Here is a 25,487-nt window from a genome sequence, read left to right as displayed (position 1 = left end):
AAGGCCACCTTTTGGGGCTTTCCTAGTTCTTCCATGTCTGCACAACGGGGCGGATAGCAAAATTGCTTTGAATCCGCACAACACCCGGCATGCGGGATAGTTCTTCTTTATGAATGCGTTCGTAATCTGACATATCCTGCGCTTCTACGCGCAGCAGATAGTCCGCATCGCCTGTCATCAGGTAACATTCCTTTACATCGGGGCAATCCCGCACACGGCTTTCAAAGCGGCGCAGGCAGTCTTCTGTCTGACGCTCCAGTGTGATCTGTACAATCACCGTCGCCATGGTGCGTGTGGCATTGCGATCAATAATGGCGCGATAGCCCTGAATAATTCCGTTTTTTTCCAGAAGTTTAACACGGCGCAGGCACGCTGAGGGCGAAAGACCCACGCGCTGGGCCAGATCCGCATTGCTCAGCCGTCCATCATGTTGCAGGTGGCGCAGAATGGCGTCTGTCATGCGGTCGAAGATCATGTATCTACTTCCTGTCTATTGCCGCATGTTATGCGATAAAAATCATCTTTGTCAGAATTTTATGCGACAAAACGGCAAGATATGCCACACACTCTTTGCTAAAATTGTCATATCGAAACAGTGTGGAGTTCTGGCACCATGTCTTCCTGTTCTCTTCCGCGTGCTGACTGGGCTGCTACCCGGGCAGGTGCCGTGTTGACGGTGGATCTGGGAGCCATAGTGGACAATTATCGCCAGCTTGTTCAGCGCACTGCCGGTGCGGTGTGTGCTGCGGTGGTCAAAGCGGATGCCTATGGGCTTGGCGCGGCGCATGTGGCGCCTGCTTTGCAAAAGGCTGGCGCAAAAGAGTTTTTTGTTGCGCATGTGGATGAAGGGCTGGCTCTGAGACCCTCTCTTTCGCCACACGCGCGGATTACCGTTCTACACGGGGCCCGGCCGGACGCTTTAGCGGAATGTGTGGAAAGCGGGCTGCGCCCTGTGCTCAACAGCATGGAACAGATTGCGCAGTTACGCGCACTGGCTGAGCGGAAGGGCAAGGCGCTTGATGCTGTCTTGCAGTTGGACACAGGCATGTCCCGTTTCGGGCTTTCTGCAAGCGATGTTCAGCAGCTTTTTGAAAACCCTGCTCTGCTGAAAGGGATATCTCTCAGCCTGATCATGAGCCATCTGGCCTGTGCGGATACGCCGGAGAACCCGGCTAATGCCCAGCAGTTGGAGCGGTTGAAACAGTATGCCGCCCAGTTGCCTCCGGCACCGCTCAGCCTCGCGGCATCATCCGGTATTTTTCTGGGTGCTGCGCATCATCAGGATCTGGTGCGCCCTGGTGCAGCACTTTATGGCGTGGCCCCCAATGCCTCTGGCCCCAACCCCCTGAAGCAGGTGGTGCGTTTGCAGGCGCGTGTGCTGCAAACCCGCACGCTCTCAAAAGGAGACAGGGTGGGATACGGGCTGACATGGCAGGCCGAGGGGCCATGCCGGGTGGCGACCCTTGCCACAGGCTATGCGGATGGTTTTGCCCGTCAGGGCGCCAGCACGGGCTGTGCGTGGTTCAAGGGGCAGAAATTGCCCATTCTGGGCCGGATTTCCATGGATTCCATGACGGTGGATGTCTCTGCCATTCCCGAGGCGGAACTGGCGGCTGATGCACTGGTGGATCTGCTGAACGCACAATATGGCGTGGATGATGTTGCCTCTGCGGAAGGGACCATCGGCTATGAGGTTCTAACGTCTCTGGGGCGGCGGTATCACCGCGTTTACCAGAATCACGCGTGAAAACATCAGATATTTTCTGAACACATTAAGGGCGACGCATTATGAAAGTTCTTGTTCTGGGCGGTGGCGTGGTTGGGGTGACCTCCGCATGGTATCTGGCGCAGGCCGGGCATGAAGTAACCGTTGTGGACCGTCAGCCCGAAGCCGGGATGGAAACCAGCTTTGCCAATGCAGGCCAGGTGTCGCCCGGTTATTCCGCCCCATGGGCCGGGCCGGGTGTGCCGCTTAAATCCATACGCTGGCTCATGATGGCGCATCGTCCGTTTGTGTTCTGGCCTCTGCCGGACCCGCATTTGTGGAAATGGCTGTGGCAGATGCTGGAAAACTGCACCACCCCTGCGTATGATCGGAACAAGGGCCGTATGGTGCGGCTGGCAGAATACAGCCGGGATGTGCTGGGGGACCTGCGCAAGGAAACCGGCATTACCTATGATGACCGCCAACAGGGCACCTTGCAGGTGTTCCGCACCCAGAAGCAGCTTGATGGCGCGGCACTGGATATTGCCGTGCTCAAACAATACCAGGTGCCTTATGAGGTGCTGGACCGTGATGCCTGTGTGAAGGCTGAACCCGGGCTTGCCGATGCCGCGCATAAAATTGTGGGTGGTCTGCGTCTGCCGGGTGATGAAACGGGCGATGCGTTCAAGTTTACGCAGACACTGGCCAGCATGGCTGCAAAAGCGGGCGTAACTTTTCTGTACAACACCAAGATCAAGCAGATTCTGGCAGATGGTGGCCGCATTACTGGTGTGGAAACCAGTGGCGGCGTGCTGACGGCCGATTCCTATGTGTTGTCTCTGGGCAGTTTCTCGCCGGGAGTTGTCCGTCCGCTTGGGCTTGATCTGCCCATCTATCCGGTGAAGGGATATTCCCTGACCGCTGCCATTACGGATGCAGCCCGTGCGCCGGTTTCCACCATCATGGATGAAACGTTCAAGATCGGCATTACCCGTCTGGGAGACCGCGTGCGGGTGGGGGGCACGGCAGAACTGGCTGGGTTCAGCCGCCGCCTGCGTGCACCGCGCCGGGAGACACTGGAACATTCCGTGACGGACCTGTTTGCCAACTGCTGTGATGTACCCGGCGCCACGTTCTGGACCGGCCTGCGGCCCATGACGCCGGACGGCACACCCATTATTGGCCGCACAGGATATGAAAACCTGTTCCTGAACACGGGGCATGGCACGTTGGGCTGGACCATGGCCTGTGGTTCAGGCCGGGTTCTGGCCGATATCATGTCTGGAAAGAAGCCTGATATAGCTTATGAAGATCTGAACGTCTTCCGTTACGGTCAGTAAAATTCGCTCCGCCTTCTTTTGGGAGGGCGGCGTTTCTATCGTTTCTTTAACAAAACTTTAAAGTCTCTTATTCGCATATCGTGGTTTTTTCAAAACTGTGTCCTGTTACTGTCATGGCAGTGACATGGATATGCCTGTTTTGGGTGGTTCCTTACCTGCGTCTGCCGGAAAAGCGTGGTGTTCCGGCATTGGGAAATAAGGGGTGGGCTACAGTCGATATGGTGGATAAGCGGTTTTCAGGGCAGGGTTCTCTGCGCCGGAAAAGGCGGCAGGGTGCGCGTCCGGGTGTTGGTTTTCGGGTTGTTCTTTCTCTTGGCGTCGGGCTTTTTGCGGCTGCCGGTGGGGGGCTGGCCCCTACCGTGACGCACGCTGCCGAGGCCAGTATTTCTTCTCCGGCTGTTTCCCAAAAGACTGTTTCAACGGCAGCGGCTCCGTTCAAGCCCAATGCGGCAGATCAGGCGCTGCTGGAAGATCTGGAACACCGCACCTTCCAATGGTTCTGGGAGTCCGGAGACCCGCAGACCGGGCTGGTGCCTGACCGTTATCCGTCTGATCAGACACAGGCCAGCGTGGCGTCCATCGGGTTTGGGCTTACGGCTTACGGCATTGGCGCGGAACGTGGCTATATTACGCGGGCTCAGGCCATTACGCGTACGTTGAATACCCTGCGTTATCTTTCTCGCCTGCCGCAGAACGCCAGTGCGGACGATGCTTCTGGCTATCACGGGTTTTTCTATCATTTTCTGGATCATAAAACCGGCCTACGCTTCAACAAGGATATCGAGCTGTCCAGCATTGATACCGCGTTGCTGATGCAGGGTGTGCTGTTTACAGAAAGCTATTACACTCAGGATACGCCGCAGGAGCGTGAAATCCGCACATTGGCCAACAGGCTTTTTCAGAATGTGGATTGGCCGTGGATGCGCCGGCCTGATCAGCGCCTGAGTATGGGGTGGTCGCCAGAACATCAGTTCCTGCCCAATTATTGGGAAGGCTACAGTGAAGGCATGATGGCCTATGTGCTGGCGCTGGGATCTGCCACGCACCCGTTGCAGCCGGCATCCTGGCAGGCGTGGCTGGCCACCAATGACAAACGCTGGGGGGAATATAGCGGGCAGACGCTGCTGAATTTCGCACCGCTTTTCGGGCACCAGTACACCCATTCCTGGATTGATTTCCGGGGCATTCAGGATGACTGGAACCGTGAAAAAGGCATCGATTATTTTGAAAACAGCCGTCGTGCGGCCTATGCGCAGCGGTCCTATGCCATGGCCAACCCCGGCAAGTGGCAGGATTACGGGCCGGATGTATGGGGGCTGACAGCAAGTGACGGCCCCGGTGAAGTGACGGAAACCGTCAACGGGCAGACGCGCCACTTCTTCTCCTATTCCGCACGAGGGGCGGGGCTGGATTACACGCAGGATGATGGCACCATTGCCCCCACAGCGGCAGGTGGGTCCGTTGCCTTTGCGCCTGAAATTGCGGTGCCTGCCCTGCGGGAAATGAAAAAGCGATATGGCAGCCACATTTATGGCCGCTACGGCTTTGTGGATGCGTTCAACCCCAGCTACCACAAGGGCAATACGCCTTTCTGGTCTGACACCGCTTATCTGGGCATTGATCAGGGGCCCATTCTGCTGATGCTGGAAAACCGCCGCAGTGGGTTTGTGTGGAACGTGATGAAAAGCAATCCGGTTATTCGGCAGGGATTGCTGCGTGCCGGTTTCCGGGGCGGCTGGCTTGGCACGTCTTCTGCGTCTGACACTGCACCGGCCGAGCAGAAAAGTGCCGTGCGGACCAATCAGGCCGGGTAAGACATTTGGCCTAATGCGAGGCTGAGGACGAGGCAGGGCAGGGGGCTACCCCTGCGTTGCTTCCTCAGACGCGTTTATTGTCTCTCATATAAAAAGCGCCGTTCAGATCAGACTGAACGGCGCTTTTTTGATCAGCCCTGATAGGAGGCAATTTCAATCAGGTTCTGGTCCGGATCATGACAATAAACGGATGTGATCGGCCCAAGTGCCCCCAGGCGCGCCACGGGGCCTTCCACAATGCTCACGCCACATTTTTCCAGATGTTCGACCACATCGTCACTGGTGACGGCGGTGACAAAGCATAGGTCATTCCCTCCCGGCAGCGCGTGGACGGCGGTTTCCCATCCCTCGGTGCCCTGTGGGCGCAGGTTGAGCTTCTGGCCACCAAAACGCAGGGCCGTGCGGTTGTTGCGCCCGTATTCCTCCCGCTCCATCCCTAATACCCGCTGGTACCAGGATGCTGAAATTTCGAGGTCTCTTACAGTCAGGACAGCATGGTCCATCCGGTCAACGGTAAAGCGCATGAAACGGCACGGCTCCTCTGGCTGGCCCGCCTTCCCGTAAGGCGGGCGGCTGAATGGCTCAGCTTAACTCAGCGTAGAAGTCATTGCCCTTATCGTCGATAACAATAAACGCCGGGAAGTCCTCGACCTCAATTTTCCACACAGCTTCCATGCCCAGTTCGGGATACTCAAGCACTTCCACCTTGCGGATGCAGTCCTGCGCCAGCCGGGCTGCGGGGCCGCCAACGGAGCCCAGATAGAAGCCGCCATATTTCTGGCAGGCGTCCTTCACGGCTTTGGAGCGGTTGCCCTTGGCCAGCATGACAAAGGAGCCGCCATTGGCCTGAAGTTCCGCCACATACGAATCCATACGCCCGGCCGTTGTCGGGCCAAAGGAGCCAGTGGCCATGCCAGTGGGTGTTTTGGCAGGGCCTGCGTAATAAACGGGGTGGTCTTTCAGGTATTGCGGCAGACCTTCACCCCGGTCCAGCCGTTCCTTGAACTTGGCGTGGGCAATATCGCGCGCCACAACCACGGTGCCGGTCAGTGCCAGACGGGTTTTGACAGGATATTGCGAGAGTTCCTTGCGGATCTCATCCATGGGGCGGTTGAGGTTAATCTTGATGGCGTCTCCACCCAGATGCTCGTCCGTGGTTTCAGGCAGGAAGCGGGCGGGGTCATGCTCAAGCTGTTCCAGAAAAAAGCCATCCGCCGTGATGCGGGCCTTGATCTGGCGGTCAGCAGAGCAGGAAACGCCCATGCCAACCGGCAGGGAGGCCCCATGGCGCGGCAGGCGGATCACCCGCACATCGTGGCAGAAATACTTGCCGCCAAACTGCGCGCCAATGCCCAGCTTGCGGGTAAGGCCCAGAATTTTCTGTTCCATTTCCACATCACGGAAGGCGTGGCCGGTGGGGCTGCCGCTGGTGGGCAGGCTGTCATACCAGTGGGTGGAAGCCAGCTTGACGGTTTTCAGCGTCTGCTCGGCAGACATGCCGCCAATCACAATGGCCAGATGGTAAGGCGGGCAGGCGGAGGTGCCCAGCGTTTTGATCTTGGTGTCCAGCCAGTCCAGCAGTTTCTGTTCAGACCCCAGCAGGGCGCGGGTTTCCTGAAACAGGAAGGTCTTGTTGGCGGAGCCGCCGCCCTTGGCCACAAACATCAGATCAAACTGTTCATCATGATGCGTGGCGGGACTGGCGAAGATATCGCACTGCACGGGCAGGTTGGTGCCGGTGTTCTTTTCTTCGAACATGGACAGAGGCGCCATCTGTGAATAGCGCAGATTGGTGCGGGTGTAAGTTTCATACACCCCTTTGGAGAACGCGACTTCCTCATCGCCCTCAACCCACACACGCTGGCCTTTCTTGCCGAAGACAATGGCGGTGCCGGTATCCTGACACATGGGCAGCACACCCCCTGCGGCAATGCAGGCGTTCTTCAGCAGATCAAGCGCCACAAAGCGGTCATTGTCCGAGGCTTCAGGGTCTTTGAGGATGCTGGAGAGCTGTTCCAGATGTTTGGGCCGCAGGTAGTGGGCCACTTCATGGAACGCCTGCGCCGTGAATTCTGTCAGCGCTTCGGGTGTGATGTGCAGAACGGTCTTGCCACCACACTGAGAGGTGCTGACACCCCCCTTGATATCCACCTTGCGATAGGTGGTGGTGTCTTCCCCCAACGGAAAGATGGGGGAGTAAGCAAAGGCAGGCACAGGCGGGCGGGGGGGCTGGCTATTCATGGTGTGCGTGATCTCCGTGGCCTTGGCCCCTCTGCCGGGGCCATCAGGCGGGTGATGGCCCTTTCTTGCGAAAAGCGTCAAGGCTCACCACCTGCGGAGATGAATCACTTTCTGCTGTTCCGCTGGCTTCCTGCTGGTCCGCGGCGTTTGCATCCACCACGGGCGTGTCCGTGGTTTCGGCTTCATCCGGTTCTTCTGCCATGAAATGCAGGCTGAGATGGATGGAAGGATCAGCAAAGCCGGTAAAGGCGCGCACGGGAATGACCAGCGTGCTGCCAATGCCGCCAAAGGACAGACCGACAGACACAATGCCTGCCGGGCGATCTACCTTCAGGTCCCAGAACTGGTGTTGCAGCACTATGGTCATCTCATGCGGATACTGGGCGCGGAGACGGGCCGGAATGTCCACGCCGGGGAAGTCAGTCCGGAAAGTCAGATAGAAATGGTGCTCGCCTGCAAGCCCTTCACGGCTCACATATTCGAGCGCACTCAACATCACACCCCGGTAGGCGTCTTCCAGCCAGCGTTCATAAGGCAGCAGGCTTTCAGGGGGAAAAGCGCCGTTTTCCGGTGTGTTATCGTGGTCATCAGTCATGGCGGCTCTCCTGTTCTGCGCCGGTATGGGGGCTCCGGCGTCCTTTTGATCACTCTGCCGTCAGCCATGCGGGAAAGGTGTGGCGAGCGCAAGGCAGTGGCGCATGATTCTCTGCCACGGCAGGCAGCCATGCAAAATGCAAAACGCCTGAGAGCGTAAAAATAAACAGCGATGAGGAGAAAAAAAGTGGGAGGGCTTCTGTTGCCCGGTGCCCTCCCGAACCGCGCTTATCGCTTATGCAGCAACAGCGAGCACCTCTGAGTTATCGTTGGCACTTGTAAGTTTAGCCCGATAACGGTGGTACAATGCCGGGCAAAAGGAAGGTCTTTACCACGCGTGTCGAGCCTGTTTCGTCCCCATCTGTCCATGCCCGTAAAGGCCGGATTTTTATGGTGGAGACGCCGGGTACTGCCCCCGGGTCCACTACGCTTATTCCACGTTCCGTTTATCGCCATAGCCAAGGGGCAAGCCCCTCCTGCACTGCTGAACATAAGGAGCACATGGGCTTTTTGCAAGAGGCACGCTGCGGGTGGTGTGATGCCAGCGGTGTGCCTGGGTCTGGTGGAGGACTCGGGCCGCGCCTGCGGGTGGCCGTGTGGCCCCTGCGGTATGACGGTGGAGCGGGTTATTGCGGGGCGGCAGCGGGCCGGGGCGGCGGTGCCTGCCGTTGGTGTGCGTGGCTTTCGGCCAGAACCAGCAGGCGTTCCAGATCGTCCACCTCAATATCAAATGTTTCGTCTGTTTTGCTCAGGGCCGCCAGAATATCCTCCCGCTGCACGCCTGTTTTCTGGGGCGGGGCAGGAAGAGCCTGATGAGGATAGGTGTGTCCTGTCAGGTGGTGAAAGGCGACCCCCACCCCCACGAGCAAAACTGAGTTCAGGCCAACCGGAACAATGGGAAACAGGAAGGCGGCCCCAAGCCCGGCAGAAGAGGGATGCATGAGCACGGAGGTAAGCGCCGCCGCGCCGCCGGGTGGGTGGAGGGTGCGGGTCAGACTCATGACCAGAATAGCAAGCCCCACGGCCAGCCCTGCCGCTGGCATGGGGTTACTGACCACCAGACTGACCAGCACCCCAACCATGGCGGAGATCATGTTTCCGCCGATCACGGCCCGAGGGGAGGCCAATGGGCTGGCAGGCAAGGCGAACACCAGAACGGAGGACGCCCCTATGGGCGCAACAAGAGCGGGCAGGGAGGCCGGGGTGACGCATCCTGTCACCAGCATGCTGGTCAGGATTCCGCATACACCTCCAAGTCCGATCAACACGGGTGAGGGCTTTGGCCGGATAAGAGTCATGCCGGAGGGCAGAAAAGAGACATGTTTCTTCATGGAGGAGAGATCTGCCGGAAGGGCGGAGAGAAGTTGACGAGTTTTTTGTAACGGTTTCAAAATTACTTTCTGGGGGCAGGATTTTTTCTGACACGTCTGCTCAGGTGTGTCCAATGAAGAGTGCTGAAATACGGGGCTGGTGGCGGGGAAAAGGCCGCTCACCTCGCGGGGCTGACGTGCTTGACGGAGGGCGTATGAAGGGATTGGGTTCAGTTTCCCGCTTCTGTAGTGTATGCGATGCCTCCAAACAGTTCCGGGGAACAGCATGTCACTGACCGATGCCCAGCGGGCGGAAATCGCCGCGCACGCCAAAGAAACCACCCCCACCCGCCGGCCAACCGTGCCCGCGCTGGAGGCCATGCTGTATGAACCGCAGGAGGTTCTGGATCACGGATTCCTGCGCGTGATTGATTACATGGGGGACGATTCCGCCATTGTGCAGGCAGCACGCGTTTCCTACGGCCGGGGCACCCGCAAGGTTTCTGAAGATGCCGGGCTGATCCGCTACCTGATGCGGCACCGCCATTCCTCACCGTTTGAGATGTGTGAGATCAAGTTTCACGTCAAACTGCCCATCTTCATTGCCCGGCAGTGGATTCGCCACCGTATGGCCAGCGTGAACGAATATTCTGCCCGCTATTCCATTCTGGACAGTGAGTTCTATTTGCCCGCGCCTGAACACATGGCGGCGCAGAGCGAAATCAACCGGCAGGGCCGTGGGGCCGTGCTGGAAGGCGAGGCCGCGGCGGAGGTGCTGGATATTCTGCGCAATGACGCCATGCGCACCTACAGTAATTATGAAAAAATGCTGAATACGGACGAAGGCTACGGTCTGGCGCGTGAACTGGCCCGTATCAACCTGACGCTGAACACCTACACGCAATGGTACTGGAAGATTGATCTGCATAACCTGATGCACTTCCTTGCCCTGCGGCTTGACCCGCACGCGCAGTACGAAATCCGCGCCTATGCGGAAGTGATGCTGAAAGTGCTGCATGCGTGGGTGCCCCAGACTGCTACCGCCTTTGAAGAGTATCGCCGTGGCGCGGTGACATTCTCCGCCAGCATGATGAAGGTGGTGCGCCGGATGCTGGCTGGTGAGAGCGTTGAGCGCGAAGGCTCCGGCCTGAGCAAGCGGGAGTGGGATGAAATGATGGCCAGCCTGAAAGGCTGAGAACAATGGGGCAGGGTGTGCAGCAGAACAATAAGCCGGTTGCCCCAGTGCCTTCCTCTGTGCCGGACTCTGATCTGGACGCCGTGTTTCTGGAGGGGCTGGAAAGGCAACGGGGTGAGCATCTGCCTGCCCCCCCCTCTAGCTTCCGTCTGCCGCGTTTTACGCCGTTTGTGGTGGCGGCTGTTGTGCTGGTTGGCATCTGGCTGGCGCTGTTTCTTACGGCTCCCAAAAACACAAAGCCCCAACATCTGCATATTTGCGAGACCGGAGGGCCGGAAAGCCACAAAGCCCTCTGCCTGCATTAAAGGGCGCTTCAAAAGGCATGCAGATTAGTCTGCGCTTCCTTCATTTACGTTTGAAAGCACAATCTTCTTAAAGAAGACCCCGGATTTTTATCCTATTTTGGCAGCGCGCCTGAATCACAGCGCTCTCATGGTGAAGGCTATATGGCGCTGTTTCGCAACAGGCTTTCCGGTCGGGGAGTCTATCCGTTTGATGAGCCTGAGGCAGCGCTTTCCCCGGTGCGTCAGATCGAATGTCTCCAAAGCGTGCGGGAAGCGGAAAAACGGGGGGACGCGCAGTTTGTTATCGCGACCCATTCCCCTTTTGTCATGGCCTATCCGGGCGCGACCCTGCTGTATCTGACGCCTTTCGGTTTAATGGAGCGTTCTTTTCAGCAGACAGAACATTTTCAGGTTCTCAGTGAATTTTACAAGGCCCCTGAGGGCTTCATGAATACAATTTTCGACGAATGAAAGGGGATAAATATTTTCTGAAAAATTTTTTTATTGTAACTGTCTTTCGTAAATATGGATTTGCAGTATTCCTGCTAGGTGGTGTTACGCCGCGTGCGTGGCAGCCCCATGCCGCAGGCGGCGGGAGAGTAGATTGCCTACGCCCTGTAGCCCCGTCACCAGCACAATCAGCACGGCCACTACCCCCAGCATGACGGGTGTATTGAAGCGTTGGTACCCGTAGCGGATGGCCAGATCTCCCAACCCACCTGCGCCGATAACACCCGCCATGGCGGAAGCGCCAACCAGCGTGACCAGTGTGACGGTAAAACCGGAGATCAGACTAGGCAGGCTTTCGGGCAGCAGCACATAGCGCACCACCATCCAGCGTGTGCCGCCCATGGCGCGCACGGCGTCTATCAGTCCGGGGTCCACTTCGCGCAGCGAGACCTCGGCGATGCGGGCAAAATAGGGAATGGCCGCAATGGAGAGCGGCACAATGGCCGCCGTGGTGCCCAGTGCGGTGCCCGCAATCAGCCGCGTTACGGGAATAAGCAGCACCAGCAGAATAATGAACGGCACAGCCCGCACGGCGTCAATCATCAATCCAAGAATGCGGGCCAGCAACGGCATGCGGCAGAGGCCGGAGGGGCCTGTCAGCACCATAAGCACAGCCAGCGGCAGGCCACCTGCCACGGCGATCAGACCAGAAGCCAGCACCATTTCCAGCGTCTGGCCTGTAGCCTGTAGCAGAAGCTCAAGAATCAGCCGGGACATACCCTACCACCTCCACGGACTGGCTCGCATTTTTCAGAAAAGTGAGGCTTTCTTCAGATGGGTTGGCAATCTGCACAAGCACGTCCAGTTCGGGCACGCTCTGGTGTGCGTGAAGCCGCGTGGCCAGAACCGTGGCGTTGGTCTGGTGCTGGTGGGCGAGTTGGGCAAGCAACTGGCTCACCAGATCCTGTGTGCTCAGGCCAAGCCTCAGCACCGTCTGGGCGTTGGGCGTGTGAATGGTGGAAAAACCTGCTGGCAGGGCAGGTTCGGATGTCTGTTCGGCGGCGTCCAGAATATCCGCTGGTGTGCCTCGGGCGACAATGCGGCCTTTATCCAGCACCAGCACATGGTGGGCCAGTTGCCGCACCACATCCATTTCATGCGTGATGAACACAATGGTCAGGCCCAGCGTGCGGTTGATATCCGCCAGCAGCGTCAGAATGGAGGCTGTTGTCTCCGGGTCCAGCGCGGAGGTCGCTTCATCACACAGCAACAGGCTGGGGTTGGCTGCTAAGGCACGGGCAATGCCAACACGCTGCTTCTGCCCGCCGGAGAGCAGGGCCGGATATTTGCGGGCGTGATCAGCCAGCCCAACCAGTTCCAGCAGTTCAGTCACGCGGCGGGTACGCTGTTCCTTGGCGACACCAGCAATTTCAAGCGGCAACGCCACATTGGCGGCCACCGTGCGGGCATTGAGAAGGTTGAAATGCTGAAACACCACGCCAATCCGGCGGCGCAGTGTCACCAGACGGTCTTCGGGCAGGGTGGCGAGGTCTTCGCCCTCAAGCAGGATACGGCCGGCTTGGGGGCGCTCCAGCCCGTTCAGGCACCGCAGCAGGGTGGATTTGCCAGCACCTGACCGCCCGATAATGCCGACACTATCCCCTTTGGAAACGGAAAAGCTGATGTCCTGCAACGCTGTTTGCGCACCAAAGGCACGGCTGACATGCTCGACCTGAAGAAGTGTCATGACCACGCCGGAACAATGGCTCCATGATACACATCCAGTAGGGCCTGCCGCACGTTGGGCTGCTGATAGGCCGCAACCAGCGGTGCAACCCATGGCGCGGTATGGTCAGCCTCGTTCACGGCAATGAAGCACACGTAAGGGTTGTTTTGCAGGGATTCCTGCCCAATACGCTGCTTTTCAACATCAATACCGGCTTTTCTGGCCCATTCCGTGTTGACCACTGCCGCATCCAGATCAGGCAGGGCGCGGCCCACCACACCAGCATCCAGCTCCCGAATGGTGATGTTGCGGGGGTTCTCCGTAATATCCAGTGCTGTGGGTGTCAGGCCCGCGCTGTCTGACACTTTGATCAGCCCCAGCGTTTGCAGCAGTTTGAGGGCGCGGCCCTCATTACTGGGGTCATTTGGCACGCCAATGGTGGCGTTTTTGGGCAGGTCGGCCACGGATTTCCAACGGGTGGCATACAGCCCGATGGGGGCAAAATAGGTATTGCCCACCGGCACGATATGGAAGTTGCTGGCGCTGTTCTGCGCTGCCAGAAACGGGCCGTGCTGGAAGGCATTGGCATCCAGTTCATGCTCGAACAGGGCTTCATTCGGGCCGTTATAGTCGGAAAACGTGGTGATCTTGAGGGTCAGGCCCGCTTTGGCCGCGTTTTCCGTCACAATGCGCCAGATATCCTCATCCTCACCAGACATGATGCCAACGCGCAGGGTCTGGGGTGCGGCGGCATATGCGGCACGGCCCAGAAAAGGCGCACTGCCCAACAGGGCCAGAGCAGACCGGCGGGAAAGAGCGGAAAAAGACATAATATGCCGCACCTGAAAGCTGAGAGACGAGGAAGGAATATAACAGAAAGGGATGATTGAATGGAATATAAGTACGATGTCAAGTGTGCTTAGGTGATGGGTAAATTATAATACGAAACAAAAACGGAATTTGAGTGTGTCTGCTCTTGTTTGCATCTGTCACATATTTGCCATGAGGGGCTGCATGCGCAACCGGCGCTGGACTTTCTCACTTAATCTGAGATGTCATGGTGGGTGTTCCTGCCATGACAGGAGCAAAGAGTATTTGGGACGTGAGGAATTAAAGGAGTGCCTAATTTGAAACGGTCAGTTTTTCAGAAAATGTGTCTGGTGCTTTCCGCTACGGCTCTGGTGGGGGTGATGACCCCTGCCCATGCCGAAAGTGAGCGGGAGAAACAGACAGCCGCGTGCAAGGGCGATGCGATCAAGCTGTGCGGTCTTTACATTCCCAATGAGAACAAGATTACGGCCTGCATGGAAAAGAAAAAGGACAAGCTGAGCCCCAAATGCCGCGCGTTCTTTGATAAAGGGACCGCCAAGAAAAAGCCTGCGAGCAAAAAATAACGTGCCGGGCTGCCTGAGGATGATCTGAAACGGCAGCCAGACAGTATCAGCCAATCATGCAGATGTGGCGCCGGCTTGACGGTGCAGCGCCTGTGCTGTGGTGCGGGCAATGCGACGGAAGGCCTGCGCGGCTTCGCTCTCCGGTGCGCTGGCGACAATGGGAGCGCCTTCATCGCCACTGGCGCGGATGGCGGCCAGAAGCGGCACTTCGCCCAGAAATGGCACACCCATGGCTTCGGCTTCCTTCCGGGCCCCGCCATGGCCGAACAGTTCCGTATTGTGCCCGCAATTGGGGCAGCAGAAATAGGACATGTTCTCAACCAGCCCCAGAACGGGCACCTTCATTTTCTCGAACATGCTCACGCCGCGCCGGGCGTCAATCAGGGCAATATCCTGCGGGGTGGAGACAATAACGGCCCCGGCCAGCGGCACCTTCTGCATCAGGGAAAGCTGGGCATCCCCCGTGCCGGGCGGCATGTCCACCACCAGAACATCCAGTGTGCCCCAGTCCACATCTGTCAGAAACTGGGTGATGGCCCCCATCACCATGGGGCCACGCCAGATCATGGCCTGCTTTTCTTCCACCAGCATACCGATGGACACCGCGCGGATTCCCCAGACCGGAATAGGCTGAAGGCGACCATTGATCACTTCCGGCTTGCCCGCCGCCCCCAGCATGCGGTGAAGGGAGGGGCCGTGAATATCCGCATCCATCAGCCCCACGCTCAACCCTTCCTGCGCCAGCCCTACGGCCAGATTGGTAGCGGTGGTGGATTTGCCAACACCACCCTTGCCGGAGGCCACGGCAATAACGGCTTTGACACCGGGCAGCACGGGCGCGTTCGGTTCTGGCGGGGTACCGCCAAAGGGCCGGTGGCCACCGGCCGCCGCGCCGCGGGGGGCTGCGGGCTTGGGTGGTGCAGCGGGGCGATGCGCGGTCAGGATAACCGTGGCGTCCTGCACGCCGGGCAGCGTTTTCAGGCGTGTGGCGGCTTCATCACACAAAGGGGCAAGGTGCTGGGCTTGCTCGCGGTCAACGGCAAGTGCCACGGACAGCTTGCCCTGTTCCAGCCGGAACCCCTCAAATTTTCCAACGGCCAGCAGGGAATGGCCAGTCTGCGGGCTGCACACCGAATCCAGAACCCGGGCGATGTCATCATGATGAGGCGAGGAGGGAGTCTGTGCCAATGGTTTTGTCCTGATCTGCAACAAGAAGCGGTGCGTGCCGTGTTGGCAACAGCAACGCGCAGGGTCCGTCAAGGGGATAAAGTGGCTTTGGCGCTTTGTTCTGCAAGGCAGAACGCGTAAAGAAGGCAGGAAGAAAGGCCACCTGACCATACTGGCTTTATCATGATCCGCATTAAAGGGGCCAGCTTCCTTACCATGACTGCACAGCCGGACACTCAGGGCGCAGAGCAGACACCAGCAGCACCGGCCATCAAACCAGCCCGCCCCGCATCAGGAATAAGTGCTGGGCGGGATCACCGGATTGACGCCATGCGCGGTGTGGCTTTGCTGATGATGTTTGTGGATCACATTCCTCAAAGCCTGCTCAATCGCTTCACCATGCGTAATATCGGCTTTGCCGATGCGGCGGAGGTGTTCGTGCTGCTGGCAGGATATGCATCCTGGCTGGCCTACGGGCGCGGGTTCCGAAAATATGGCACAGTGGGGTGCCTCAAGCGCATTTTCCGCCGGTGTGTGCAGCTTTATATCGGGCAGACCCTCATGGTGGTGGTGTCCGTGCTCAGCATCCGCATGTGGCGGCATTATACGCCTGTGCCCGTGGATTTTCTGGAGCCTGAACTGGCGCACGGGCTCAACTGGGTGTGGCGTGTCATGATGTTTGATGCGCTGCCCAGCAACCTGAACATTCTGCCGCTTTACATTGTGTTGCTGGGGGGCTTCCCGGTGTTTTACCTGCTCATGCGGGTGCACCGTTCTCTGGCGTTGCTGCTCTCCGGGGCGTTGTGGATGCTGGTCAATCTGGACCCCGGCCTGAACTTTCCCAACTGGCTGGACCCGGATGGCTGGTATTTCAATCCGTTTGCATGGCAGTTCCTGTTTGCGCTGGGGGTTTCGGCCTCGGCGGAGACAGAGCGGCGTGGCGCGGATTTTCCACGGCTGGACCTGCTGGCAGGATGCTGCATCCTGTATCTGGTCTTCTCCGCCCTGCAGGCGTTTCCGTGGGCGCAATGGCACCTGCCGGACCTGCGCCCCTTTGGCAGCATGATCATGCCGGAAAAAAGCTGGCTGTCTCCGTTCCGGTTGCTGGATGTGATGGCTATTTTCTATCTGGTGCAGTCTTCCCCCAGGGCCCGTAAATGGGCGGCGGACTCCACAACCGGACAGTTGCTGGCCCGCGTAGGCCGCCATTCTCTGGAAATCTTCGTGGTGGGCACGCTGCTCGATCTGTATGCGCGGCTGATCTTCAACACCTTTGGCGATGGCTGGCTGTTGCAGGTGGTGGTGAACGTGACCGGGCTGAGCATTCTGTTCGCATTGGCTGCATGGCTGGATAATTACCGCAAAGCCAAGAAACTGGCCGCTGCCAAAGCCTGAAGCACGATGCGCGCAGACGCTCCGACACATCAGGTGGGAAATGCCGCACCAGAAAGGGGCTCAACTGAAGGCTGTGCAGATATAGACAGCAACACGAACAGATACGTCTAAGGATGGGGCAGACATAAGCCGCGAGAAGAAGGGACAGATCTGATGGCGCAGCATGAGAACCATAGAGACGGGCTGCCAGCCGGAGATGTGGTCGGGCAGGTGAAGGGGCAGACGAGCCCGGATACCAAAAGGGATGCGCAAGGCCGCTCTGGTGGTGTTTCCGGCCTGGGCGAGGGAAAACCCGGAGGCCCAGCGCATGAAGCGTCTCAGAGAGAGCGGATGGCATTTTCCGGCGGCGCTTCCCCTAGCGAGGAAGGGGTAGCAGCGGTGCGGTTGCCTCGTGTCCGTCAAAAGCTGCTGGCGGCGGAGCCGCTGCGGGTGACGCTCTTCGGTTCGTCCACAACAGAAGGCGTGGGGGCTTCCTCACCCGCCACCAGCTATGCCGGGGTGTTTGAAACCTGCATCCGGCCGTACGCTTCTGGCGGCCTTACGGTGATCAATCGTGGTATTGGCGGGCAGGGAGCGGCGGAAATGCAGGCCCGGTTGCCCGCTGTTCTGGCGGATCAGCCCGATCTGGTGATCTGGCAGGGCGGTGTGAATGATCCGTTAACCGGCGTGCCGTTGCCTCGCTTTGAGGACATGACCCGGCAGGATTTGCAGGCAATCTGTGCCACTGGCGCGGATGTTGCGCTGATGGACCTGCAATGGTGCCGCCTGCTGGATGAATGTCCTGCCGCCCCAGCGTTTCAGGCGGCGGTGCATGCCATGGGGCAGGCGTTGCATCTGCCTGTGTTCCCCCGTCTGGCCCGCATGCATGCGTGGGGAAAAGAGCTTGGCGTAGGGCGGGAGGATCTGTCGCCTGATGGGGTGCATATGTATGATTTCGGATACCGGCTGCTGGGGCAGGCGGTGGCGGACTGGGTCTTGACGCTCGCCGGTATTGCGCAGACCCGAGCCATAGAGCCATAGAGCCATAGAGCCATAGAGCCATAGAGCCACAGGTTCCCGCCGGGATGAGGGGTGTGCGTGGCAGGGGAGTGCTGGCCTGAGAGGCCGTTTGAAAAGCCTGTCAGGGCGGTGTGGCAAGTCTTTGGGTGAAAAGAAGATGCTGGATTTTCACGTCCTGCTTTCTCGGTATGCTTGCAAACATGCCGTGTCTGTCTGAGACATTCGCTGCCAGCGTTATCTGCTGCCCCTTCAAACAGACTCTCACCAGCGTTTTCTTGAGAATGTGGCGCCCTCTGCCGTGCTCTGGCCGCTTTTGTGAAACAGGCTGACGTTCCGCCGTGATCGTGCGATAGAGCAATACTCTGCTCTGTTTTTCTGACTATTGAGAGTGACTTCGCCCATGCGTCTGCCCGTTCATCTCCTTTGTGCCGGTTCTCTCTCCTGCCTGCTGCTGGCCGGGGTTTCCGGCTCGGCCTCCGCATGGGCCGCAGGGTCTGCTGCCGTGCCAGCCAGTGTGCCAGCACCTGCTCCCGCAGCACCCTCCGCCGTGGCGGGCGTGGCGCGCGGGGTGCCAGACAGCTTTGCAGATCTTGCTGCCCGCCTGCTGCCTGCGGTTGTGAATGTTTCCACAACCCAGACGGTCAAGAGCGGCGATGATGACGATGATGAGGACGGCGATGGAGAAGACCAGCTTCCCCAGATGCCCAATTTTCCGCAGGGCTCCCCGTTCGAGAAATTTTTTCATGATTTCATGAACCGGCAGAACAGCCCGGATGCGCCGCCGCGCCGCATGCAGGCGCTGGGGTCCGGCTTTATTATTGATCCCGCCGGTTACATTGTGACCAACAACCATGTGATCCGCCATGCGGACAAGATTACCGTCACCTTGCAGGACAATACGGTGCTGACCGCCCGTGCCGTGGGGCATGATGACCGGACCGATCTGGCCCTGCTGAAAGTGGATAGCAAGAAGCCGCTGCCCGCCGTGCATTTTGGCGATAGTGACAAACGCCGCGTGGGGGACTGGGTGCTGGCGATTGGCAACCCGTTCGGTCTTTCCGGCACGGTGACGGCGGGGATCATTTCCTCACGCGGGCGGAATATTGATCAGGGCCCGTATGATGATTTCATCCAGACGGATGCGCCTATCAACAAGGGTAACTCCGGTGGTCCGCTGTTTGATATGGATGGCAACGTGATTGGCGTGAACACCGCCATCTATTCGCCCTCCGGCGGCTCTGTCGGGATCGGGTTCTCCATTCCGGCCAGTGAGGCACAGGGCATTATCGAGCAACTGCGCAAGACCGGCAAAGTCTCCCGTGGCTGGCTGGGGGTACGCATTCAGAACGTGACGCAGGACATTGCGGATGGCCTGAACCTGACCCCCGCCCGTGGCGCGCTGGTGGCCGGGGTGGAAAAGGATGGCCCCGCCGCCAAAGCCAAGCTGCAGACGGGTGATGTTATTCAATCCCTTGATGGCCACCCCATTGAAGGCAAAGCGCTGCCTCGGCTTTCCGCCCAGTTGCCGGTTGGCACGGTGGCGCATCTGGGTGTGTGGCGTCATGGCAAGACCATTGATGTGCCCGTGACTATTGGCGCGTTGCCCGAGCCCGCGGCTGAGCCGGAAAAGAAACCGGCCCCCGCCACCAAAAGCAGTGCAGAAGTCAGCCTGTCCACGCTCGGGTTTGCCGTGGGCGCGCTGGATGCGGCTGCGCGCCAGAAATACAATTTGCCCGCCGCCCAGAAAGGTGTGGTGGTTACGTCCGTCAAGGATGGTGGTCTTGCGTCTGACCGTGGCCTGAAGGAAGGCGATGTGGTGACGGAAGTGCAGCAGGCGGAAGTCACCAGCCCGGCCGACCTGAAAAAACGGATAGAGGCAGCGCAGAAAGCCAAGAAGAAATCCATCCTGCTTCTGGTGCATGATGCCGATGGCCTGCGCTGGGTTCCTTTCCCGCTGACGGGTGATGATACGCCTTGAGCCGTAAGGTTTAGGTCCTCCGCGTATGGCGTCATTTCTTTTTGCCGCGCCGTGGCTGAATAATCCCACGGCGCGGCAGACCATCCGGCTGCTGGTTTCGGTCGGGCTTTCCGGGCTGGTGGCGTGGCTGACCAACCTTCAGGAACCGGGCTGGGCGCTGATCACATCCGTGATTGTTACCCAGAGCAGCATTACGGAAACGCTCTCCAGCGGGCGCTACCAGATGGTGGGCACGCTGATTGGCGCGGCTGTCAGCATTCTGCCTATTACCCTGCTGATGTTCCATTGGCCGTTGTGGCAATCGTTCGCGGTTGCGTTTGTGCCGTTGGCGGTGCTTGCCTCCTGGCGGCCCAACACGCGCATGGCGGTGGTCACGCTCATGATCGCAACACTCTTCCCCACGCAGGATGATCCCTACCTGCGGCCCGTGGAGCGTGTGTTGTCCATTCTGATTGGCGTGGGTGTCTCCATGCTGGTTTCTTATGTTGTGCTGCATGAGCAGGCTCGGCGGGATGCCTTCCGCAATGCGGCGGCCACCGTGCGCAAGATTGTGGATATTCTTGACCACGCCCGTAACAGGGACATTGACTGGCTGGGTATTCAGGACCTGAATGATGAGGGCGCAGCCGCCTTGCGCAAGGTGCAGGCTGCGGTTGAGGAAGCCCGGCGCGAGCGCTGGCGGCCCCTTGAGCAGCGTGACCCCATGCTGGCGGCTCTGCCCAAGGCATTGCGGCAGTTGCAGATGGATACGCTGGTGGTAGCCCGCGCCATTCTGCGGGCTGGCGGGCAAAACACGACCGTCTCCCGTGAGACCGCGGCAGCCCTGAGCGCTGGCATGATGCGCGGCTTTGAGTGGATTATCATCCGGTGCGAGAGCGAGGCTGTGACCCGCTCTGGTGAGGAATACCGTGTGGCCGCAGGGGTGATTACCGCCCTGCCCACGGAAGAGGGGATAGATGATGAGATCATCCGCTTTGCCGTGCATATTCTGCGCACGGACCTGATCTTCCTTATCCGCCTTTTGGGAGAAGATGACGCGGATCGCTCCTGAGAGCAGTTGCTTCAACAGGCGTGCTGAGAACAGCCATACCCATCTGCTGGGCCGCATATGTTCGGGTGTAGTCGCTTTTGAATAGCGGTTTCAAACGTCGCACCATCCTCTATCTCAGGTTCTTTCTGCGCCTGAATACGGTGCCTGCTGGCTCTGATCTCACTGCATCGTGACGGCAGGACCGGCTTTTCCGCCGTAAAAACGGTCTGCCAACGCTCAACACTACATTTTTTGAAACTGACGCTTTTCCGCATGGGTGACGCGGGCCTGCCGAGATGAAAATTTTCGCGTTCAGCCTCAATAAGACCCTCGCTAGACCGACCAGATGTTTCACACAGACATGGCCCTTTGCTTCGGATGGGTGCCGCCGGTCATGAGGAGCGGGCAGGCGTTATTCCCATAGGCGATCCTCCGCGAGGCAGACCTCTTTTTTCATGGCCTGATCGTTTGCGGTTTTGGTGCGTTTTTCTGGCAGGGTAGCGCGTGGCGCGAATGCACAACACAGGAGTCTGATGGTTATGGTGACGGAAACCAACACAGCGATACGGGTTCATAAAACAGGCGGCCCAGAGGTGCTTCAGCTTGAAACCCTGCCTGTCCCTAAACCCGCCAAGGGGGAAGTGCTGCTGCGGCAGGAAGCCATGGGCGTAAATTTCATTGATACGTATTTTCGCTCTGGTCTGTATCCCTACCCTTCTTTGCCCGCCGTGCCGGGTGTGGAAGGGGCGGGGGTGGTTGAAGCTGTGGGGGAAGGGGTGAACAGTGTCTCGCCCGGCATGCGGGTGGCTTATGCCAGTGTTCTGGGGGGCTATGCCCGCTATCGCACTATTGCAGCAGACCGTCTGGTGGCCCTGCCTGAGCCTGTGAGTTTTGAAACCGCAGCCGCAGTCACGTTACGCGGGCTTTCCGCCCACATGCTGCTGCGGCAGGTATATGATGTTAAAAAAGGGCAGTTCATTCTGGTATATGCCGCGGCCGGCGGGGTCGGTCAGTTGATGTGCCAGTGGGGTAAGCATCTGGGGGCGCATGTGATTGGCGTAACCTCCACACCGGAAAAGGCGGAACTGGCTAAGTCCTGCGGGGCGGCGGACGTGCTGGTGGGCACGGATAATCTGGCCGACCGTGTGCGGGATCTGACAGAAGGGGCCATGGTGCCCGTGGTGTATGACAGCATTGGCCGGGACACGTTTGAAACCAGTCTGAACTGTCTGGCGCCCCGTGGGCTGATGGTCAGCTATGGCAATGCGTCCGGCCCGGTGACAGGCGTGGCGGTGGGCACCTTAGCAGCCCATGGCAGCCTTTACCTCACGCGGCCTTCTCTTGGATCATACATTGCCAAACCGGAGGAGTTGCAGGCTTCCGCCAGTGTGTTGTTTGATCTGCTGGCAAAGGGCGTGCTGAAACCCAGTATCGGCCAGAAATTTGCGCTAAAGGATGCCGCTAAGGCGCATAGTGCGCTGGAATCTCGCAAAACCACGGGGAGCACCATTCTGCTGCCCTAACGCCATCGGACGGTCCCTTCAGGCCATTTGAAACCCTTGCACGTAGAGAGGCATATTGCGCGGCTCTGGCATGTGACAGAGCAGGAATATGCTTCTGATGGCATGACGGCGTAGGGTTTATGGGATACTCTGCCTCTCAGCGTTCCAGACCTCTGGAAGGCAGAAAGAATGCAAGGATAGTCTGATATGGCAAACTGTTTGTCAAAATGCCCGAAATCTCCCTGCGTACGCGGCCTGATGCTGGTTGGGTTGATTGCGTCTGTGGTCTATTTCTTCCGCAAGAAGAAGTGCTGCGGCTAAAAAAGGGTCTGACCTTGTTGCAAGACAGGGCAGGATAACAAAAACCCGCATCGGGAAACCGGGCGGGTTTTTTTATATGGGGTCATCCGCAGTTGACCGTCTGATCGACTTTCGCGCTATTCTTGCGTTAAATATGCGAATTGCAGACCCATTGTTCAGGAGAAAGACGTGACCGTAATCGAAACAGCTGAACAGGGTCTGTCCGGTAAAGGGGAAGAGATCTCCTCCGCAGCCGCTGCGCCGCAGGGCGCAAAGCCGGAAGAAAAAGCCAAAGCACCGCCTGCCTATGTCGCACCTGCCGAAAAACCGGTTCTGGATGGCGGCAACGGTATTTTTTATGATTTTAATTGTGGTGCACGCATTCTGCTGCCGCAACGGCAGGAAGGAAAATGGCGGGTCACGTTGCGGGATCTGGATACCGCGAACATTCTTTTTCAAAATGAAAACACGGGGGCCTTCATTTCTTCCGCCAAGCGCTATTACGTGCGCTTTGGTGTGGAAGTGGTGGATATCAACGCGGCAGGCGAGGAAACCCTTGTTTTCCAGCATGAATATAATGCCCGTGACCAGGAGGTGATCATTCAGTTGCCGGTTGGCACTTTGGGGGACACACTGGCGTGGTTTCCCTACGTGGCGCGCTTTGCGGAAGAGCGTGGGGCACGGGTGACATGCCTGCTTTCCGGCCTGATTCTGCCACTTCTGAAAGATGCCTATCCCACCCTGCGATTGATAACACCCGAGGATGCCCGAAAGGAGGGCGTATGCAGCAAGGCTTACGCCACCTACTGCATCGGCCTGTTTTTTGATGATGCGGAATGTGTTCAGCAGCCCACGGATTTTCGTTTTGTCGGCCTGCATCGCACAGCGGCCTATATTCTGGGGGTGTCGCCCGAGGAGGAAGCCCCCTGTCTGGCGCTGCAGGATGAAAGCAGGCCCATCCCGGAGCCTTACGTCTGTATTGCCGTGCAGGCCAGTACCCAGTGCAAATACTGGAACAACCCCACCGGATGGCATGAGGTAATCTCTTTTCTGAAAGGGAAAGGCTACCGGGTTATCTGTATTGACCAGAAACCGGTGCATGGAGCCGGGATCGTCTGGAACCATATCCCCCACGGAGCGGAAGATCAGACCGGGAATCGCCCTCTGGCAGAACGGGCCCGCTGGTTGCGGCACGCGGCGGCCTTTATTGGCACCAGTTCCGGGCTGGCGTGGCTGGCTTGGGCGGCGGGCACGAAGGTTGTGCTGGTCTCCGGCTTTACGCATCCCACCAACGAATTCTCAACGCCTTACCGGGTGATTAACTGGCACACATGTAATTCCTGCTGGAATGATGTGCAGGTGCGGTTTGACCATCACAATTTCCTGTGGTGCCCCCGGCATGAGAATACCCCCCGCCAGTTTGAATGCTCACGGCTGATCACGGGCGCTCAGGTGATCAACGAGGTCAAGAAAATAGTCGGGGCCTGAACAGGCTTTTTTCCATGAACATTCACATGGGAAAGGGCGCACGCCGGGGGATTGGCACAGCGCCCATGTATGTCGCGCGGAGGCCCGCCAGTCTGGCCGGATGGCCTTGTCTGCCAAGAACGCGCTTCTTGAGGCAGAGCAATGCGAAGCTGGCGGGTTGTGTTATGGTGGGAGCGCTGTATCAGATTACCCAAATAACTGCTGTCTGAAGCCCCGCGTTTTTCAGACTGATTTCAGAAAGGATAAGGGCGTTGCATCCTGTTGTTTCTCGTCTCGCTTCTCTGGCTGCCGGTTCCGCGGCGGTATGCGCCCTCGCCTTGGGCGGGGTGGTTGCAGGTCTGCCTTCAGAAGCGCACGCGCAGGCTTCTGTGCTTCTCAAACATCAGTCTGCCAAGGCTGTGGTGGAAACAGTCGATCACGATGCGCGTGAACTGCTGCTGCGTGAAGCCAACGGGCATCTGATCACCATTGAATATGGCTCCGCCGTGCGTGATCTGCCGCATGTAAACGCAGGCGACAAGCTGAGCATCTCCTTTGTGGAAACGCTGGGCGCTGATCTGGCGCCTCCGGGCAGCCCGCTGCCGGAATCCACGCTGACCACCGCACGCGGATACGTGCATGGCCATCCGCGTGGTGTGATTGCGTCTTTCCGCCGCGAACGCGCCAAGATTGACAGCATTGATCTGCCAACCCACACCGTTTCCTTCTCTACGGAAGATGGGTCCTCCCACGTTGCGGTTCTGCGCACGCAGGCCATGCAGGATTTCCTGAAAACGCTGAAGGTGGGTGATGTGATTGATATCACCCGTATGGAATCCATCTCCTACGTCATCCTGAACGAACAAACGGAAGCCGCTCAGGACGCAGCGAATGCTGCAGCCGCTGCTGGTGCAGCATCCGCGCCGGGTGCTCCGGTGCCTGCCACAGCCCCGCAGCCCGCTACGGTTCCGACGGCTCCTGTTGCTCCGGCGCAATAAAGACATCAGCCGTCAGGCATAGGGCCAAGATCAGAGGGTGAAGCAGGGCAGCCTGACCACCTTCTGATCTGGTTTTTCAAGGCGTGTTGTCTGCGGGGTGGCGTTTTCTGCTCCCGCAGCCATGCGCTTTCTTTTCCAGCCAGAAGGAAGAACAGCGTATGAACTCTCAAAACAGGTCAGGCTCTGCTTTTCTGGAAAAGCTGGAACAGGTGAATGATGGCCGCTCTTTTCTGGCCAATCTGTTTGGTTTTGTGTGCGTGGGGTGTACGCTTGGTCTGGCCAACCTCATCTGCCGGTTTGGCCTGCACATAGAACTTACCTACGTTTTGCGTATTTTGATTGTGGCTGTTGCGGCTTATTTCTTCCTGCCATTGTTCATTCTCTGGCTCTGGAAAGGTCGCTGAACGGTCGTTTCCGGTCGCAGCTAAAGCGATAGCGTTTCACAAAGTAGTCCGACTGGCCCGTATAAAGTCTGTCATGTGCAAAACCGGACAACACCTGTCTGTCTTCCGTGATCAAGAATGTCCGGGCCGCGTTGATACGCTGAAGGGGCCGAACACCCTTCGTCCCTGATAGTGCGACAAGCATAACGCAGTGA

Annotated in this window: 24 protein-coding genes and 1 other RNA gene; 15 read left to right on the top strand and 10 right to left on the bottom strand. The window is 58.4% G+C overall.

Going from position 1 to position 25,487, the window contains the following annotated elements:
* Positions 1-22 precede the first annotated feature (22 nt).
* Positions 23-475: an Lrp/AsnC family transcriptional regulator gene (locus AD948_RS10265; protein ID WP_006558905.1), complete on the bottom strand. Its 453-nt coding sequence runs from the start codon at positions 473-475 to the stop codon at positions 23-25.
* A 138-nt stretch (positions 476-613) separates the two neighbouring features.
* On the opposite strand from AD948_RS10265, the gene alr reads away from it, so the two are divergent.
* The 3 genes from alr (at position 614) to AD948_RS10250 (ending at position 4,859) form a co-directional block, all read left to right on the top strand.
* Positions 614-1,747, top strand: a complete 1,134-nt coding sequence (gene alr / locus AD948_RS10260) for an alanine racemase (RefSeq protein WP_061471821.1) — start codon at positions 614-616, stop codon at positions 1,745-1,747.
* 41 nt (positions 1,748-1,788) lie between these two features.
* Entirely contained in the window at positions 1,789-3,045 is a 1,257-nt protein-coding gene (locus tag AD948_RS10255; RefSeq protein ID WP_006558907.1) for a D-amino acid dehydrogenase, read from the top strand.
* A gap of 113 nt (positions 3,046-3,158) precedes the next feature.
* A complete protein-coding gene (locus tag AD948_RS10250; RefSeq protein WP_248845991.1) occupies positions 3,159-4,859 on the top strand; it encodes a glucoamylase family protein in 1,701 nt (566 codons plus the stop codon).
* A 131-nt stretch (positions 4,860-4,990) separates the two neighbouring features.
* Here AD948_RS10250 and AD948_RS10245 read toward each other — a convergent pair whose 3' ends face one another.
* From AD948_RS10245 to AD948_RS10225, 5 genes are all read right to left on the bottom strand, one after another.
* Positions 4,991-5,383 carry a VOC family protein gene (locus tag AD948_RS10245; RefSeq protein ID WP_006558909.1) on the bottom strand — a complete coding sequence of 131 codons (393 nt, stop codon included), beginning with the start codon at positions 5,381-5,383 and terminating at the stop codon, positions 4,991-4,993.
* Positions 5,384-5,441: 58 nt separating this feature from the next.
* A complete protein-coding gene (locus AD948_RS10240) occupies positions 5,442-7,100 on the bottom strand; it encodes a fumarate hydratase (RefSeq protein WP_061471844.1) in 1,659 nt (552 codons plus the stop codon).
* A gap of 43 nt (positions 7,101-7,143) precedes the next feature.
* The gene (locus tag AD948_RS10235) at positions 7,144-7,695 is read right to left on the bottom strand and encodes an SspB family protein (RefSeq protein ID WP_035380140.1); all 552 of its coding nucleotides are present in this window, start codon (positions 7,693-7,695) and stop codon (positions 7,144-7,146) included.
* A gap of 185 nt (positions 7,696-7,880) precedes the next feature.
* Positions 7,881-8,214: a transfer-messenger RNA gene (gene ssrA, locus AD948_RS10230) on the bottom strand.
* Between the two features lie 106 nt (positions 8,215-8,320).
* Positions 8,321-9,025 carry an HPP family protein gene (locus AD948_RS10225; protein ID WP_211264470.1) on the bottom strand — a complete coding sequence of 235 codons (705 nt, stop codon included), beginning with the start codon at positions 9,023-9,025 and terminating at the stop codon, positions 8,321-8,323.
* A gap of 265 nt (positions 9,026-9,290) precedes the next feature.
* On the opposite strand from AD948_RS10225, the gene thyX reads away from it, so the two are divergent.
* The 3 genes from thyX (at position 9,291) to AD948_RS10210 (ending at position 10,954) form a co-directional block, all read left to right on the top strand.
* Entirely contained in the window at positions 9,291-10,199 is a 909-nt protein-coding gene (gene thyX / locus AD948_RS10220) for an FAD-dependent thymidylate synthase (RefSeq protein WP_006558914.1), read from the top strand.
* A gap of 5 nt (positions 10,200-10,204) precedes the next feature.
* Complete coding sequence (locus tag AD948_RS10215) at positions 10,205-10,504, top strand: hypothetical protein (RefSeq protein WP_006558915.1); 300 nt, start codon at positions 10,205-10,207, stop codon at positions 10,502-10,504.
* A gap of 141 nt (positions 10,505-10,645) precedes the next feature.
* Positions 10,646-10,954 (top strand): AAA family ATPase, encoded by a 309-nt coding sequence (locus AD948_RS10210; protein WP_061471819.1) that lies wholly within the window; start codon positions 10,646-10,648, stop codon positions 10,952-10,954.
* A gap of 84 nt (positions 10,955-11,038) precedes the next feature.
* Here the strand turns inward: AD948_RS10210 and AD948_RS10205 are convergent, their stop codons facing one another.
* Genes AD948_RS10205 through AD948_RS10195 form a run of 3 tightly spaced genes read right to left on the bottom strand, consistent with a single transcriptional unit; the run spans position 11,039 to position 13,489 of the window.
* Complete coding sequence (locus AD948_RS10205; RefSeq protein ID WP_045542616.1) at positions 11,039-11,710, bottom strand: methionine ABC transporter permease; 672 nt, start codon at positions 11,708-11,710, stop codon at positions 11,039-11,041.
* Positions 11,691-12,680, bottom strand: a complete 990-nt coding sequence (locus AD948_RS10200; RefSeq protein ID WP_061471817.1) for a methionine ABC transporter ATP-binding protein — start codon at positions 12,678-12,680, stop codon at positions 11,691-11,693. Before AD948_RS10200 ends, AD948_RS10205 begins: the two co-directional genes overlap by 20 nt.
* Positions 12,677-13,489 carry a MetQ/NlpA family ABC transporter substrate-binding protein gene (locus tag AD948_RS10195; RefSeq protein ID WP_006560177.1) on the bottom strand — a complete coding sequence of 271 codons (813 nt, stop codon included), beginning with the start codon at positions 13,487-13,489 and terminating at the stop codon, positions 12,677-12,679. Before AD948_RS10195 ends, AD948_RS10200 begins: the two co-directional genes overlap by 4 nt.
* Before the next feature lie 288 nt (positions 13,490-13,777).
* On the opposite strand from AD948_RS10195, the gene AD948_RS10190 reads away from it, so the two are divergent.
* Positions 13,778-14,053, top strand: coding sequence for a hypothetical protein (locus tag AD948_RS10190; protein ID WP_407922294.1), 276 nt, complete (start codon positions 13,778-13,780; stop codon positions 14,051-14,053).
* A gap of 54 nt (positions 14,054-14,107) precedes the next feature.
* Here AD948_RS10190 and AD948_RS10185 read toward each other — a convergent pair whose 3' ends face one another.
* The gene (locus AD948_RS10185) at positions 14,108-15,241 is read right to left on the bottom strand and encodes an Mrp/NBP35 family ATP-binding protein (protein ID WP_061471815.1); all 1,134 of its coding nucleotides are present in this window, start codon (positions 15,239-15,241) and stop codon (positions 14,108-14,110) included.
* Positions 15,242-15,403: 162 nt separating this feature from the next.
* On the opposite strand from AD948_RS10185, the gene AD948_RS10180 reads away from it, so the two are divergent.
* From AD948_RS10180 to AD948_RS10135, 8 genes are all read left to right on the top strand, one after another.
* On the top strand, positions 15,404-16,615 hold the full coding sequence (locus tag AD948_RS10180; RefSeq protein WP_081939048.1) for an OpgC family protein: 1,212 nt from the start codon (positions 15,404-15,406) through the stop codon (positions 16,613-16,615).
* A 153-nt stretch (positions 16,616-16,768) separates the two neighbouring features.
* Positions 16,769-17,635, top strand: coding sequence for an SGNH/GDSL hydrolase family protein (locus AD948_RS10175; RefSeq protein ID WP_248845990.1), 867 nt, complete (start codon positions 16,769-16,771; stop codon positions 17,633-17,635).
* A 379-nt stretch (positions 17,636-18,014) separates the two neighbouring features.
* On the top strand, positions 18,015-19,592 hold the full coding sequence (locus AD948_RS10165; protein ID WP_006559578.1) for a DegQ family serine endoprotease: 1,578 nt from the start codon (positions 18,015-18,017) through the stop codon (positions 19,590-19,592).
* Positions 19,593-19,617: 25 nt separating this feature from the next.
* Positions 19,618-20,643: an FUSC family protein gene (locus tag AD948_RS10160; RefSeq protein ID WP_061471811.1), complete on the top strand. Its 1,026-nt coding sequence runs from the start codon at positions 19,618-19,620 to the stop codon at positions 20,641-20,643.
* 512 nt (positions 20,644-21,155) lie between these two features.
* Positions 21,156-22,145 carry a quinone oxidoreductase family protein gene (locus tag AD948_RS10155; protein WP_082782393.1) on the top strand — a complete coding sequence of 330 codons (990 nt, stop codon included), beginning with the start codon at positions 21,156-21,158 and terminating at the stop codon, positions 22,143-22,145.
* Positions 22,146-22,664: 519 nt separating this feature from the next.
* Complete coding sequence (locus tag AD948_RS10150; RefSeq protein ID WP_408736066.1) at positions 22,665-23,912, top strand: autotransporter strand-loop-strand O-heptosyltransferase; 1,248 nt, start codon at positions 22,665-22,667, stop codon at positions 23,910-23,912.
* Between the two features lie 251 nt (positions 23,913-24,163).
* Positions 24,164-24,889, top strand: a complete 726-nt coding sequence (locus tag AD948_RS10140) for a hypothetical protein (protein ID WP_061471807.1) — start codon at positions 24,164-24,166, stop codon at positions 24,887-24,889.
* 158 nt (positions 24,890-25,047) lie between these two features.
* Positions 25,048-25,293, top strand: a complete 246-nt coding sequence (locus AD948_RS10135) for a hypothetical protein (protein WP_006559571.1) — start codon at positions 25,048-25,050, stop codon at positions 25,291-25,293.
* Positions 25,294-25,487 lie beyond the last annotated feature (194 nt).

The organism is Acetobacter senegalensis, from assembly GCF_001580995.1.
GTDB lineage: Bacteria > Pseudomonadota > Alphaproteobacteria > Acetobacterales > Acetobacteraceae > Acetobacter > Acetobacter senegalensis.
The sequence above is the reverse complement of the archived record's forward strand: the minus strand, read 5'-3'. Positions and strand labels throughout refer to the sequence as shown.

What these genes read in the sequence shown, in the direction of transcription:
- AD948_RS10265 (WP_006558905.1), bottom strand. Translation starts at nt 475, where the DNA reads ATGATCTTCGACCGCATGACAGACGCCATTCTGCGCCACCTGCAACAT.
- alr (WP_061471821.1), top strand. Translation starts at nt 614, where the DNA reads ATGTCTTCCTGTTCTCTTCCGCGTGCTGACTGGGCTGCTACCCGGGCA.
- AD948_RS10255 (WP_006558907.1), top strand. Translation starts at nt 1,789, where the DNA reads ATGAAAGTTCTTGTTCTGGGCGGTGGCGTGGTTGGGGTGACCTCCGCA.
- AD948_RS10250 (WP_248845991.1), top strand. Translation starts at nt 3,159, where the DNA reads ATGGCAGTGACATGGATATGCCTGTTTTGGGTGGTTCCTTACCTGCGT.
- AD948_RS10245 (WP_006558909.1), bottom strand. Translation starts at nt 5,383, where the DNA reads ATGCGCTTTACCGTTGACCGGATGGACCATGCTGTCCTGACTGTAAGA.
- AD948_RS10240 (WP_061471844.1), bottom strand. Translation starts at nt 7,100, where the DNA reads ATGAATAGCCAGCCCCCCCGCCCGCCTGTGCCTGCCTTTGCTTACTCC.
- AD948_RS10235 (WP_035380140.1), bottom strand. Translation starts at nt 7,695, where the DNA reads ATGACTGATGACCACGATAACACACCGGAAAACGGCGCTTTTCCCCCT.
- AD948_RS10225 (WP_211264470.1), bottom strand. Translation starts at nt 9,025, where the DNA reads ATGAAGAAACATGTCTCTTTTCTGCCCTCCGGCATGACTCTTATCCGG.
- thyX (WP_006558914.1), top strand. Translation starts at nt 9,291, where the DNA reads ATGTCACTGACCGATGCCCAGCGGGCGGAAATCGCCGCGCACGCCAAA.
- AD948_RS10215 (WP_006558915.1), top strand. Translation starts at nt 10,205, where the DNA reads ATGGGGCAGGGTGTGCAGCAGAACAATAAGCCGGTTGCCCCAGTGCCT.
- AD948_RS10210 (WP_061471819.1), top strand. Translation starts at nt 10,646, where the DNA reads ATGGCGCTGTTTCGCAACAGGCTTTCCGGTCGGGGAGTCTATCCGTTT.
- AD948_RS10205 (WP_045542616.1), bottom strand. Translation starts at nt 11,710, where the DNA reads ATGTCCCGGCTGATTCTTGAGCTTCTGCTACAGGCTACAGGCCAGACG.
- AD948_RS10200 (WP_061471817.1), bottom strand. Translation starts at nt 12,680, where the DNA reads ATGACACTTCTTCAGGTCGAGCATGTCAGCCGTGCCTTTGGTGCGCAA.
- AD948_RS10195 (WP_006560177.1), bottom strand. Translation starts at nt 13,489, where the DNA reads ATGTCTTTTTCCGCTCTTTCCCGCCGGTCTGCTCTGGCCCTGTTGGGC.
- AD948_RS10180 (WP_081939048.1), top strand. Translation starts at nt 15,404, where the DNA reads ATGATCCGCATTAAAGGGGCCAGCTTCCTTACCATGACTGCACAGCCG.
- AD948_RS10175 (WP_248845990.1), top strand. Translation starts at nt 16,769, where the DNA reads ATGGCGCAGCATGAGAACCATAGAGACGGGCTGCCAGCCGGAGATGTG.
- AD948_RS10165 (WP_006559578.1), top strand. Translation starts at nt 18,015, where the DNA reads ATGCGTCTGCCCGTTCATCTCCTTTGTGCCGGTTCTCTCTCCTGCCTG.
- AD948_RS10160 (WP_061471811.1), top strand. Translation starts at nt 19,618, where the DNA reads ATGGCGTCATTTCTTTTTGCCGCGCCGTGGCTGAATAATCCCACGGCG.
- AD948_RS10155 (WP_082782393.1), top strand. Translation starts at nt 21,156, where the DNA reads ATGGTTATGGTGACGGAAACCAACACAGCGATACGGGTTCATAAAACA.
- AD948_RS10135 (WP_006559571.1), top strand. Translation starts at nt 25,048, where the DNA reads ATGAACTCTCAAAACAGGTCAGGCTCTGCTTTTCTGGAAAAGCTGGAA.